The following is a 12,093-nucleotide window of genomic DNA, read 5'->3' on the forward strand; positions in this document are numbered from 1 at the left end:
CGTCAACAGTAGCCTGGTCGGCAGACAAGACGGTGTTGGGAGGTAGCGGCGTGCGCGTGATCATCATGGGGTGCGGACGGGTCGGCGCCTCGCTCGCGGGCGCGCTGGAACGCCTTGGGCACGAGGTAGCGGTCATCGACAAGAACCTGGAGTCGTTTCGCAGGCTCGGCAGCGACTTCCACGGCGACCAGGTTATCGGCACCGGCTTCGATCGGGATGTGCTGATCGATGCCGGAATCGAGCGAGCGAGCGCGTTCGCGGCGGTGTCCAGCGGGGACAACTCGAACATCATCTCGGCGCGGGTGGCTCGCGAGACGTTCGGCGTACCACGCGTCGTCGCCCGCATCTACGACTCGAAGCGCGCCGCCGTGTACGAGCGGCTTGGCATTCCCACCGTCGCGACGGTGCCGTGGACGACAGATCGGTTCCTGCGCTTACTGGTGCCGGACGGCGACACCGAGATGTGGCGCGACCCAACCGGCACGGTCACACTGCTGCGGCTGCCACTGCACGATTCCTGGAAGGAACACAGCGTGGCCAAGCTTCAAGACATGACCGGTGCTCGCGTCGCGTTCGTGAGCCGCTCCGGTGTCACCGCGGTGCCAGCCGAGAATGACTCGCTGCGCATGGTCGACGACGTCTACGTCGCGACGTCATCGGCCGCGACCCGCGACATCACCGCGCTGATCGCCAACGAACCGAAGGGAACATGATGCGCGTCGCCATCGCGGGTGCTGGCGCCGTCGGACGGTCCATCGCCACCGAGTTGACCGGTGCTGGCCACGTGGTGATCCTTATCGAGCGGTACGCGGGCTCGTTCGAGCCGGAGAGCGTTGATCGGGCGGACTGGATCCTCGGCGACGCCTGCGAGGTGTCCACGCTCGAGGAGTCCGGGCTGGACGACTGCGACGTCGTCATAGCCGCGACCGGCGACGACAAGGTCAACCTCGTGGTATCGCTGCTGGCCAAGGAGGAGTTCGAGGTGCCGCGCGTCGTGGCGCGCGTCAACGCGCCAGCCAACGAGTGGTTGTTCACCGAGCAGTGGGGCGTGGACGCGGCGGTGTCCACCCCACGAATGCTGGCGGCGATGGTGGAGGAAGCCACCGGGCTCGGCGAGCTGGTGCGGCTGATGACGTTCCGGCAAGGCCAGGCGGCCCTTGTGGAGATGACGCTGTCGGAGCACGCGGCGGTGGCAGGCAAGCTGGTACGCGACCTCGCGCTGCCCGCGGGCGCCACGCTGGTCGCGATCCTGCGCGGGCCGACCGCCATCGCACCCCAGCCGGACGACCGGCTCGATGCGGGCGACGAGCTGCTGTTCGTGGCGCGCGCCGAGACCGAGTCCCAGCTCAGGCAGGCGCTTGGTTAGCACCCCGCCGCGTCGTGTCCCCCGCTCCCGACGCCGTGTTCCGCGTTAGGAGTACTTCTCCCGCAGCCGCTGTTCGACGTCGACCTCGGCCTGTTCCCGTTCGGCGGCGAGTGCCTTGAGGCGGCGGTCAGAGCGGCGGATCGCCCAGATCACCACGATCAGCGCGAGCCCGAACAGCGGCAGTCCCATGGCGATCTTGGTGAACGCGAGCCAGCCGGTCAGGTTCTCGTCGTAGAGCCACTGCTGCACGGTGTAGCGAGCGAAGAACACCACCGAGCAGGCAAGCGTGGCGATGTCGTAGGCCCGCAGCGACGGCTTGTCCTTGCGCCACGCCGTGCCCGTGCCATTGAGCAGGTTCCAGGCGACGCCTACCAGCGGCCAGCGCACCAGCACGGAGGCTACGAACACGCCGCCGTAGACCAGGCTGACCCAGATGCCCCAGAGGAAGAATCCGCGCGCTTCGCCGGTGCGGTACGCGATGAACGCCGCGATACCGACGCCAAGGAAACCCGATATCGCGGGCTGCACGGTCTCCTTGCGCACGACGCGCACGACGGTAATGATCGCGGCGCTGGCGAGTGCGCTCCAGATGCCGATGGTGAGGTTTCCGAGCGAGTTCGCCACCACGAACACGATCACCGGGATGGCTGAATACACCATTCCGGTGACACCACCCATCTGCTCCAGCAGCGACTTCTCGTCGAGCTTGCGCCGCGCGTCCGCGGCGGCGTCCTCGCGGGTGACGCCCGTGCCGTCCGGCTGCGTATCGGTGCCGTCGGAATGCGCGCCGGTGTCACTGGGCGCGTCAGCGGATTCGGCCTCGGCCTGTGCCTGCTCTACTCGGTCGGCCACGCGGGTCTCACGTTTCTGTCGTGGTGCGGCTTTCTGGGCTGGTACTCCTGCCAGCGTAGCGCCCAGCGGCGTGGACGCCGATGTGGTCAACGATGATAAGGCGCATGGACGTTCCCGCGAGCCCGCCCGCGCGCACCGCGATCCTGCTGCCCGGGACGGGATCGGATGAGGTGTTCGTCACGGCGGCGTTCGAGCGGCCGCTGGCCGAGCATGGGATCCGGCTCATCGCGCCACCGCCGGAGCCGGGTGCGGACCTGGTGCACGCCGCCAGCAGGGCATTGGACGTCGCGGCGGGCGAGGCGGGCGAACCCGTGCTGGTCGGCGGCGTCTCTCTCGGCGCGCACGTCGCGGCGTCATGGGCGTTGCGCAACCAGCGCCACTGCGCCGGACTGCTCGCGGCGCTGCCCGCGTGGAACGGCGCGGCGGACGCGGCACCAGCGGCGCTGGCGGCACGCTCGTCGGCGAGCCTGGTGCGCGGCCACGGTCTCGCTGGAGCGCTCGACATCGCGACAGCGGACGTCGCGCCCTGGCTGGCCGCCGAACTCACCCGCGCGTGGCACCGCGCGGGCCCTGGCCTCGCGGACGGCCTCGACGCGGCCGCGTCCCACCCCGCGCCGGAGCTGACGGCCTTGGCGACCCTCGATGTCCCCGCCGGGATCGCGGCGTGCCTCGATGACGACGTCCACCCCGCCGATGTCGCCTATGCCTGGGCGGACGCACTGCCGGTGGCCGCTGTGCGGGAGACGTCGTTGGCCGCGATTGGCGCGGACCCGGCGCGGCTCGGCCATGCGGCCGTGTCGGCGTACCTGGCCGTCGCCGGGTAGCCGCTTACTCGCCCTGGCGTGCCGCGATGTGCTCGGCGATGGCGGGTGGCAGCGTGATCGGCAGCGGGTTGCGCACGGGCATCGGGCCGTCGCCCCGGTTCACCACCGTGCCCCTGACTAGCGCGCGCAGCATCTCCGGCGCACCCTCCGCGGCCTGCTGCGGCCCCGCGATGACGCCGCGCAGCATCCACCTCGGCCCGTCGACACCGACGAAGAACAGCGCCGTGTCGCCCATGCGCACTGACAGCTCCATGCCCCACACGCCGCGCAGCCGCCGCACCGTAGCGCCGTCGGAGCGCAGCTGTTCGGCGAGCTCGCCTGCCACGTCCGGCCACAGATGCCCGGTGCGCGGTGCGGCGTAGGCGCTGATGGTGGCCTGGCCGTGCGCGGTGACGACGTGGACGGCGCGCACGTTCTGCGTCTCCTGGTCCATCTCGACCTGCACCTGCGCGCCCTCGGGCACCGGCACCTGCACCGAGCCGAGGTCCATCCGCGCCACGTTGTCGTCCGGCGCGTCGGCGATGTCGTAGGGGCCGTCGGTGTCAGCGAACGTCGCGCCGCGCGGCGCCTCCTCGTAGCCGGCAAAGCCGCCACGGCCGTAGCCATCGTCGTACTCGAGTGGCTCATCCTCGACGTAGTCGGCATCGCCCGGTTCGGGCAGCGCGTGACGCCCCCGCTTGGCGGGCTCGCCGCTACGCTTCCGACCGAAAATTCCCACTAGCCCACTTCTCCATCATTCGCACGCGCATCGCATCGCGCGCGTCGTCCGGGTCCGTCACCTGGTGTATCACGAGTGGTCCCATCAGAGGGTCGCGTGGCCGCCGGTGGATCCGTAACCACCGGCACCCCGCTCGGACTCCGGAAGCTCGTCGACCTCAACGAACTCAGCTTTCGCGACACGCTGCACGATCAGTTGCGCGATCCGGTCACCCCGCAGGAGCTTGATGGACTCCCTCGGATCGTGATTGATCAGACAAACCTTGATCTCACCGCGATATCCCGCGTCAATCGTGCCCGGGGCATTCACGATCGACAAGCCCGACCGGGCCGCGAGGCCGGAACGCGGGTGCACGAACGCCGCGAATCCCACCGGCAGCGCGATCGCCACCCCGGTACCGACCACCACTCGCTCTCCCGGTGCGAGCACCGTGTCACTGGTGGTGACAAGGTCGGCACCGGCGTCTCCTTGCCGCGCGTAACGCGGCAGCGGCACATCGGGATCGAGTCGTGACAAGGGGACCTGAACATCTGGCACGGCAGCCGAGACTACTCTGGAACCTTGTGGGAGTTTCCTCGGAGTCTGGTGAACCGTCGCGTCCGGTAGCGGGCACCGCCCCCGGCGTGCTGTATACGGAGCGGCTCTACGTCGCCTGGTGGGGCTGGTTGCTGCCGCTGACCGCCGCGGTCCTACTCGCTTTCGAGGTGGGACTGGCCTACGGGGCCATTCCGGACTGGGTGCCCTACGCCGTCACGCTGCCGCTGGCGCTCGCCCTGCTGCTGGCGCTCGGCAAGACGACAGTGCGGATCACCACGATGGACGACGGCGAAACCGCATTACACGTGGGGAACGCGCGCCTGCCAGCCCGCTACATCGGCGAGGTCGAGGTGATCGCGCAGCCGGACAAGCGTGTCGCGCTTGGGCCCGGCCTCGACCCGGCCGCGTTCGTCGTTCACCGGGGCTGGATCGGCACGCTGGTCAGGGTCGAAGTCGTCGATGAGCACGACCCGACGCCGTACTGGCTGTTCAGCACCCGCAAGCCGGAGCGAGTGGCCGAGCTCCTGGCCACCGCGGCGAGCCGCGACAGCACTATCGCGGCGAGCCGCGACGACACCGACAGCCAGCGGTAACAACCTCCAAAGACAGCTCGGCGGGGTGACCAGACGCGAGTCCCATCACCCCGCCGCACGCACGTCACGTTGCTCAGGCGCAGTCCCTGCACACCATCTTGCCGCCGCTTTCCTCGGCGAGCCTGCTGCGATGGTGCACCAAGAAGCACACCGAACACGTGAATTCGTCCGCCTGCTTCGGCACGACCTTGACCGTCAGATCCTCCCCGGAAAGGCCGGACAGGTCAGCGCCTGGCAGCTCGAAGTTCTCGGCTGACGCGTCCTCGTCGACGTCGACGACGCCGGACTGCGTCTCGTTTCGTCGCGCCTTCAGCTCCTCCAACGAGTCTTCGGCCAGCTCGTCGGCTTCACTGCGGCGCGGAGCGTCATAGTCAGTCGCCATGGTCCCTCACCCCTGCGCTCAGCATCGTTCATCGGTTACCTGGATACCCGGTCTGCGACCAGGTATGCCGTTTTCGCTGGACAACGATCCAGCACCCAGATTTGTGCCCGAATCGCAAGGGAAATCGTGGGTCAGCGGCGAAGAACGCCTCATACCTGGTGGAATCCCTCCACGCTCCGGAGCCCGCAGAGGGTAGCCCATGGCAGGTGCCCACACGCAACTACTCACGCGGCAGTGATACGCAAGTCACGTCGAGTTTACCCCTTTCGGGTAACGGTCACGCAAATTCCACGCCAACCATCGACGTGTCAACTTGCCTTGGTTGTCCCAATCGTGATCCGATTTCAGCTGGTTAACCGCCGGTAGGTCACCCTGTCGGCGGTCTTATGCTGAGTCCGGCTCACGGCATCCCATGCCTGAGCCGGTGGCCCTGGGACGTAAGACTTACGCTTGATTGACGATATACGGGGCGTGAGTAGCGGTTGGCTGAGCGGAAAGGACAGGCAGGTGCCATCGGGGATCGGGTTCTCGGGACGTAAGTCGCGCCCGTACCGGAAGCACCGTCCGCTGCCTGCGGTCCTGCTTGTCACCCTGCTCGGCGCCGCGTCGCTCTACGTGTGGTTCTCGGTATTCGAGGACGCTGACGACATCAACGAGGCCATCCGCTGCCACCCACCGGCATCGGCACCACCAGGTAGGCAGTACACGTCGGTCGGCCACGACGCGCTGGACGACGTCACCCCGATCCCGCCGAGCAAGGTCGCCGTGCGGGTACTCAACGCGGGTGACCTCCGCGGCGAAGCCGCCATCACCACCGCGGAACTCCGGCAGCTCGGTTTCACCCAAGTCGCCGAACCCGCGAACGACCCAGCCTACGAGGACCGCACCGCCAACTGTGAGGGGCAGATCCGGTTCGGCGACAACGGCGCGGCCGCCGCGCGCACGTTGAGCTTGATCGACACCTGCCTCGAGCTGATCAACGACGGTCGCAAGGACGCGACGGTCGACCTCGCCATCGGCACCCAGTTCACCGACGTGATGCCGCGCAGTGAGGCGATCGAGGTGCTGGACCAGCTCAGCGCGTGGGCGAAACGCGGTTCCGGCAGGGGCACCAGTGAGCTGGCCAGCAACAGCGGCCCTGACATCGACGAGGAACTGCTCGAGGCAGCGCGTCCGAAGACCTGCTGAGGAACGCTCAGACGGCTGCGGCCCCGCAGTCGATCAGGGCGGCCCGCAGTGGCTCCGCGATTGTCGGCGCTGCCGCCATGATGGCGTCGGCGCCCAGTTCTCGATCGTCGCCGGGCAACGTCACCTGAGCACCGGCCTCCGCCGCGATGAGCGCGCCCGCCGCCCAGTCCCAGCGAGAAAGCCCATGCTCGCAGTAGGCGTCCACCCAGCCCGCCGCCACCGCGCACAGGTCCAGCGCAGAGGAGCCGCCGCGGCGGATATCTCGTACCTTGCCTAGCATCGCCGAGATCAGTCGCGCTTGCCGCTGCCTGCGGTCCGATCGGTAGGCGAACCCGGTCGCGAGCAGCGCGAGATCGAGGCTGCCCGGGCTGCCGCAGCGCAACGGCACGCCGTCGAGCCATGCGCCAGCTCCCTTGGTTGCCGTCCAGCGCCTGCCGCTGACCGGGTCCACGACAGCACCCGCGACGGAGACGCCGTCGACCTGCGCGGCCACTGAGACAGCGAAAGCCGGATAGCCGTAGAGGAAGTTCACGGTGCCGTCGATCGGGTCGACCACCCAGGTCACGCCGCCAGCATCGCCGTCGGCCGCGCCGCTGCCCTCCTCCTCGCCCAGCACGGCGTCGCCGGGGCGCAGCTCAGCCAGCCGCGACCGGATCAGCCGCTCGGACTCGGTGTCGGCGGCGGTCACGACGTCGGTCGCGCTGCTCTTGGTCCCCACGCTCATCGCTCCGCCGTCCCGCAGGTCGGCGCTGCGCTGGCGCACCAACTCGGCCGCGTCAACGGCGACGGTCTCGGCGATCTCGGTCAAGCTCCGTTCGTCTGTCACGACGCCATCCGACCACAACCGCGGCATGTAGCGGGCGGAGGGTGCGCGACGCTCCAGGAGAGCCTCTCGGAATTGATACAGACACAACGCCGAACTCGACGCGTTGACCCTCTAGAGTCACATCATCGGCTTATGGATGACAGGAAGGGACGACCGTCCAGATGACCTCCCTCGGCTTCGGTATCGACATCGGCGGCAGCGGCATCAAAGGCGCGCTTGTCGACCTCGCCACCGGTTCCCTCGCGGGCGACCGGATTCGCATCCCCACTCCCCAGCCGGCCACACCTGACGCCGTCGCCGACGTCGTCGCCGAGTTGGTCGAGACCTTCGACTGGTCGGGCCCTGTCGGGGTCGCGCTGCCCAGCGTGGTCAAGCAAGGCGTCACGCAAACCGCGGCCAACGTCGACAAGGCCTGGATCGGCACCGACGCGGACGAACTGTTGGCGAAACGGCTAGGCCGCGACGTCGACGACATCGGCGTGCTCAACGACGCCGACGCCGCCGGGCTCGCGGAGGTACGTTTCGGCGATGAGCGCGCCGGCAATGGTGTCGTGGCGTTCCTGACGTTCGGCACCGGCATCGGCAGCGCGCTGTTCGTTGACGGCACGCTGGTGCCCAATACCGAGTTCGGCCATATCGAGGTGGATGGCGTCGACGGCGAGTCCCGCGCCGCGGCGTCGGCACGGGACAACGAGGACCTCGGCTATCCCGAATGGGCTGAACGCGTATCCCGTTACCTGAACGTGTTCGAAAATTTGCTGTGGCCAGATCTGATCGTCGTCGGCGGCGGCGTCAGCAAGAAATCCGAGCGGTGGGTGCCACTACTGACCGTGCGCACGCCCATCGCGGTGGCCTCGCTCAAGAACCACGCTGGTATCGTCGGCGCGGCCGTCGCGGCCAATGAGGGCCTCGCGCACTGACGGAGAGTAGATTCGTGCCCGACGATGGGCGGCGTGTTCCAGTCCGTTTGGGTGATGAGGACACGGTACGATCGGCGTCGGCGATGATCGCTTCGGAGCCAAGTGCGGCTTCCTCGTTACAATGGAACACGGCCCCCGCTTCCGGAACACGAAACCGCAGGCAGGAGCCGTTATCCCGAAACTTAAGGCAGCTGAGGTCGTTAATCCTCGGCGTAGCAGATTCACGAGCTGCGAAAGGGCATACGTGGCAGCCGCAAACACTGCAACCCGGCACGGGTCCAAGGCAGGGAAGACAGAGCGCGCCGACGACACGACCGACGCGGCGTCGGGTGTCGCCGACGCTGAGTCAGCTCCGAAAACGGCCAAGGGTCGCAAGGGCGGCACGAAGGCGGCAAGCAAGAAGAAAGCCAGCAAGAAGGCTGGCACCGTCGCTGACGCCGCCGAGGCCATCGAGGCAGCCGCCGAGGAGAAGGACTCCCCCGACCTCGCTGATCTCGAGGCGGTCGAGGTCGACGTCGTCGACGCGACCGTGACGGAGGAGCTGGAAGAGGCCGCGGAACAGAAGCCGGCGGGCAAGGTCAAGGCCGACGGGGACTTCGTCTGGGACGAGGAAGAGTCCGAGGCGCTGCGGCAGGCCCGCAAGGACGCCGAGCTGACCGCGTCCGCGGACTCTGTCAGGGCCTATCTCAAGCAGATCGGTAAGGTCGCGCTGCTCAACGCCGCCGAGGAGGTCGACCTCGCCAAGCGCATCGAGGCAGGCCTTTACGCCTCGGAGCGGCTGCGCGTCGCCGAGGAGGAGGGCGAGAAGCTCGCCACCCAGATGCGCAGAGACCTGCGCTGGATCGTCCGTGACGGCGAGCGGGCCAAGAACCACCTGCTCGAGGCCAACCTGCGGTTGGTCGTCTCGCTCGCCAAGCGCTACACCGGCCGCGGCATGGCCTTCCTCGACCTGATCCAGGAAGGCAACCTCGGCCTGATCCGCGCGGTGGAGAAGTTCGACTACACCAAGGGTTACAAGTTCTCCACCTACGCCACGTGGTGGATCCGGCAGGCCATCACACGTGCCATGGCCGACCAGGCGCGCACCATCCGTATACCGGTGCACATGGTCGAGGTCATCAACAAGCTCGGCCGCATCCAGCGTGAGCTACTACAGGACCTCGGCCGCGAGCCCACCCCCGAGGAGCTCGCCAAGGAGATGGACATCTCGCCGGAGAAGGTCCTTGAGATCCAGCAGTACGCTCGCGAGCCCATCTCGCTTGACCAGACCATCGGCGACGAGGGCGACTCGCAACTCGGCGACTTCATCGAGGACAGTGAAGCGGTTGTCGCCGTCGACGCGGTGTCGTTCACGCTGCTGCAGGACCAGCTCCAGTCGGTGCTGCAGACGCTGTCCGAGCGCGAGGCCGGTGTGGTTCGGCTGCGGTTCGGCCTGACAGACGGCCAGCCACGCACACTGGACGAGATCGGCCAGGTCTACGGCGTCACGCGAGAGCGGATCCGGCAGATCGAGTCGAAAACGATGTCCAAGCTGCGCCATCCGTCTCGGTCGCAGGTGCTGCGGGACTACCTCGACTAAGCCCGAATCGTCCATCTCCGCCGTACCGTCGAGTTCGGCCGAATGGCGTATGCGGTCGGCCGTTCAGCGGTACCGGTGGATCATCACGGACGCCATTTACTAACCCGCCCGCACTAGTACTTGACCATGTGTTGTCCCTCTCGCTACACAAGAGGGCACACTACGTCACAGCGGGGATGGGTAAAGGGTGAAGCAGTCACGACAGCGTGGCACGTCGTCTGACTACGTCAGGTACGAAACGGTTCTCGACCACCCCCGAAGCGAGTTGTGGGAGCTGCTCAGCAGGCCTGAGCTGTATCCGCGCTTCTTCCGGGGGCTAAGCGTCTGCACCAAGATCCCGCCCGCCAACCCCGACAAAACGACTGAATACACCGTCCGGGTCACGCGGGCGGGATATGGCGCCACCGATCTGCGACTGCGAACGGTGACTCGGCGCAAGCACGAGAAGTTCGTGCTCGCGCCGGTGCCGGAAAGTGGGAAGTGGATCTCGGTGACGCTCAGCGACGCGCGGCCGGGCAGAACCAAGGTCGCGTTCGTGATGTCGACGCCGATCGGACTGCCGGCCGAGTTCACGCCGCGCAAGTCGGTACTGCGCAGCTGGGTTCAGCAAGGGCTCGACCGCGTGTCGCACTACCTGGGGCGCGTCCCCGACCAGGCCGTGACGCACCCACAGGACGGGTCGACGCGAGTCAACATCGCACGCACGCTGGTGACGTCCGGCATTCTCAAACCAACGCGGCCCAACGTCGGCATCCGGCAGCTCAACCAGCTGAACCGGTGGGGCTTCAACCTGGTCGGCGGCTACGCACAGGCGTCCGCCCGCGACCCACACGTGCCAGCGCTGATCGACGAACACCAGCCGCGTACGTTCGCCGAGACGTGGCAGCGCGCCCAACTGTTGGCCGCGGGCCTCATCGACCGCGGCGTCAGCCCGCGCACGACTGTCGCGGTGATGGCACGCAACCACAGCGCGATGGTCGAGTGCATGACGGCGTGCGGCATCATCGGCGCCACGCTGATCCTGCTCAACACCGGACTGTCCAGCAGGCAGATCGAGGACATCGCCGACGCGCACGAACTGCACACGCTGTTCGTGGACGACGAGTTCGCGCCGCTGGTGCAGTACCTGCCGGAGACAGTGGACCAGATCAGTACCACGCCAGGCGGTACGGCCACGCGGCGCGAGACGACGGACGAGATCATCGATTCCACGCCAGAGCGCACCCTCACCCCGCCGAAACAGCAAGGCAGACTCGTCGTGCTCACCTCAGGCACCGGCGGCACACCCAAAGGTGCCAAACGGCCCGCGGCGAAGGGCTGGAGCACCATCGCGGCGATCCTGTCGCGGCTGCCGCTGCGCACCGGGGAACGCATGATGATCGCCGCCCCGATCTTTCACAGCTGGGGGCTCGCGACGCTGCAGCTCAGCACCCCGCTGCGCGCGACCGTGATCCTGCAGGACAGGTTCGACGCCGAGGAGTGCCTGCGAGCGATCTCGCAGCACCGGGCCACCACGCTGATCGCGGTGCCCATCATGCTGCAACGCATTCTCAACCTGCCTGCCGAAGTCAGGGACAAATACGACACGTCGAGCCTGCGCATCGCGGCAAGCAGCGGCTCCGTGTTGCCTGGTCCGCTCGTCACCGGGTTCATGGATGCCTTCGGCGACATCCTCTACAACTTCTACGGCTCCACCGAGGTGTCGCAGGCGACCGTGGCGACTCCCGAGGATCTGCGGGCGGCGCCGACCACCGCGGGGTATCCCGCGCTTGGCACGCAGATCGCGATCCTTGACCAAGACGGGCTGCGAGTGCCGCGCGGCTCGGTCGGCAGGATCTTCGTCGGCAACGAGATGCTGTTCGACGGCTACACCGACGGCAACTCGGCCGAGGTCAAGGACACCTTCATGGACACGGGCGATCTCGGCTACGTGGACGCGGACGGCAGGCTGTTCGTCTCCGGCCGCGATGACGAAATGATCATCTCCGGCGGAGAGAACGTGTTCCCTCGGCCAGTCGAGGAGGCCCTGGCAGCGCTGCCGCAGGTCAGCGAGGTGGCCGTGGTCGGTGTACCGGACGACGAGTACGGCCAGCGCCTCGCCGCGTTCATCGTGCCGAGGACGGGATCGCGGCTCGACCCCGCGATGGTGCGCTCCTACATCCACCACCGGTTGAGCCGCTTCTCCGTGCCGAGGGACGTCACGTTCCTGACGCGGCTGCCACGCAACACCACGGGAAAGATCCTCAAACGGCTGCTGGTGGAGCGCAGCGGGAGGCCGCCGGAGCTGACGGCCTGAGGTGCCATGAAG

Annotated in this window: 13 protein-coding genes; 8 read left to right on the top strand and 5 right to left on the bottom strand. The window is 67.7% G+C overall.

Going from position 1 to position 12,093, the window contains the following annotated elements; translation table 11 throughout:
• Window positions 1-50: 50 nt before the first annotated feature.
• Window positions 51-713, top strand: coding sequence for a potassium channel family protein (locus tag ACFQGD_RS20495; protein ID WP_345397142.1), 663 nt, complete (start codon window positions 51-53; stop codon window positions 711-713).
• Window positions 713-1,366 carry a potassium channel family protein gene (locus ACFQGD_RS20500; RefSeq protein ID WP_345397852.1) on the top strand — a complete coding sequence of 218 codons (654 nt, stop codon included), beginning with the start codon at window positions 713-715 and terminating at the stop codon, window positions 1,364-1,366. The genes ACFQGD_RS20495 and ACFQGD_RS20500 overlap by 1 nt, the downstream gene beginning before the upstream one ends.
• Before the next feature lie 45 nt (window positions 1,367-1,411).
• Here the strand turns inward: ACFQGD_RS20500 and ACFQGD_RS20505 are convergent, their stop codons facing one another.
• Complete coding sequence (locus tag ACFQGD_RS20505; protein WP_390183345.1) at window positions 1,412-2,056, bottom strand: DUF3159 domain-containing protein; 645 nt, start codon at window positions 2,054-2,056, stop codon at window positions 1,412-1,414.
• A 266-nt stretch (window positions 2,057-2,322) separates the two neighbouring features.
• Between ACFQGD_RS20505 and ACFQGD_RS20510 the strand changes: the two genes are divergently transcribed.
• Complete coding sequence (locus ACFQGD_RS20510; protein ID WP_345397145.1) at window positions 2,323-3,042, top strand: alpha/beta fold hydrolase; 720 nt, start codon at window positions 2,323-2,325, stop codon at window positions 3,040-3,042.
• A gap of 4 nt (window positions 3,043-3,046) precedes the next feature.
• Here the strand turns inward: ACFQGD_RS20510 and ACFQGD_RS20515 are convergent, their stop codons facing one another.
• Both ACFQGD_RS20515 and dut read right to left on the bottom strand, forming a co-directional pair.
• On the bottom strand, window positions 3,047-3,760 hold the full coding sequence (locus ACFQGD_RS20515; RefSeq protein WP_345397148.1) for a DUF3710 domain-containing protein: 714 nt from the start codon (window positions 3,758-3,760) through the stop codon (window positions 3,047-3,049).
• Between the two features lie 84 nt (window positions 3,761-3,844).
• A complete protein-coding gene (gene dut, locus ACFQGD_RS20520; RefSeq protein ID WP_345397151.1) occupies window positions 3,845-4,297 on the bottom strand; it encodes a dUTP diphosphatase in 453 nt (150 codons plus the stop codon).
• 26 nt (window positions 4,298-4,323) lie between these two features.
• On the opposite strand from dut, the gene ACFQGD_RS20525 reads away from it, so the two are divergent.
• Complete coding sequence (locus ACFQGD_RS20525; protein ID WP_345397154.1) at window positions 4,324-4,890, top strand: DUF3093 domain-containing protein; 567 nt, start codon at window positions 4,324-4,326, stop codon at window positions 4,888-4,890.
• A gap of 73 nt (window positions 4,891-4,963) precedes the next feature.
• Here the strand turns inward: ACFQGD_RS20525 and ACFQGD_RS20530 are convergent, their stop codons facing one another.
• Window positions 4,964-5,272: a DUF4193 domain-containing protein gene (locus ACFQGD_RS20530; RefSeq protein WP_345397157.1), complete on the bottom strand. Its 309-nt coding sequence runs from the start codon at window positions 5,270-5,272 to the stop codon at window positions 4,964-4,966.
• 507 nt (window positions 5,273-5,779) lie between these two features.
• Here ACFQGD_RS20530 and cei point away from each other — a divergent pair.
• A complete protein-coding gene (gene cei / locus ACFQGD_RS20535) occupies window positions 5,780-6,460 on the top strand; it encodes an envelope integrity protein Cei (protein ID WP_345397160.1) in 681 nt (226 codons plus the stop codon).
• A 7-nt stretch (window positions 6,461-6,467) separates the two neighbouring features.
• On the opposite strand, the gene ACFQGD_RS20540 is transcribed toward cei, so the two are convergent.
• Window positions 6,468-7,313 carry an inositol monophosphatase family protein gene (locus ACFQGD_RS20540; RefSeq protein ID WP_345397163.1) on the bottom strand — a complete coding sequence of 282 codons (846 nt, stop codon included), beginning with the start codon at window positions 7,311-7,313 and terminating at the stop codon, window positions 6,468-6,470.
• Between the two features lie 134 nt (window positions 7,314-7,447).
• Between ACFQGD_RS20540 and ppgK the strand changes: the two genes are divergently transcribed.
• The 3 genes from ppgK to ACFQGD_RS20555 all read left to right on the top strand — a co-directional run bounded on the left by ppgK (window position 7,448) and on the right by ACFQGD_RS20555 (window position 12,081).
• Entirely contained in the window at window positions 7,448-8,206 is a 759-nt protein-coding gene (gene ppgK / locus ACFQGD_RS20545) for a polyphosphate--glucose phosphotransferase (protein WP_345397166.1), read from the top strand.
• A 172-nt stretch (window positions 8,207-8,378) separates the two neighbouring features.
• On the top strand, window positions 8,379-9,785 hold the full coding sequence (locus ACFQGD_RS20550; protein WP_345397858.1) for an RNA polymerase sigma factor: 1,407 nt from the start codon (window positions 8,379-8,381) through the stop codon (window positions 9,783-9,785).
• A 187-nt stretch (window positions 9,786-9,972) separates the two neighbouring features.
• Window positions 9,973-12,081, top strand: coding sequence for an AMP-binding protein (locus ACFQGD_RS20555; RefSeq protein ID WP_345397169.1), 2,109 nt, complete (start codon window positions 9,973-9,975; stop codon window positions 12,079-12,081).
• Window positions 12,082-12,093: the final 12 nt, after the last annotated feature.

Source organism: Haloechinothrix salitolerans (genome assembly GCF_042662605.1).
In the GTDB taxonomy this organism is placed as follows: Bacteria; Actinomycetota; Actinomycetes; order Mycobacteriales; family Pseudonocardiaceae; genus Haloechinothrix_A; species Haloechinothrix_A salitolerans.

Coding starts and splice junctions, on each gene's coding strand:
- ACFQGD_RS20540 (WP_345397163.1), bottom strand. CDS start 7,313: ATGCCGCGGTTGTGGTCGGATGGCGTCGTGACAGACGAACGGAGCTTG.
- ACFQGD_RS20510 (WP_345397145.1), top strand. CDS start 2,323: ATGGACGTTCCCGCGAGCCCGCCCGCGCGCACCGCGATCCTGCTGCCC.
- ACFQGD_RS20530 (WP_345397157.1), bottom strand. CDS start 5,272: ATGGCGACTGACTATGACGCTCCGCGCCGCAGTGAAGCCGACGAGCTG.
- ACFQGD_RS20500 (WP_345397852.1), top strand. CDS start 713: ATGCGCGTCGCCATCGCGGGTGCTGGCGCCGTCGGACGGTCCATCGCC.
- ppgK (WP_345397166.1), top strand. CDS start 7,448: ATGACCTCCCTCGGCTTCGGTATCGACATCGGCGGCAGCGGCATCAAA.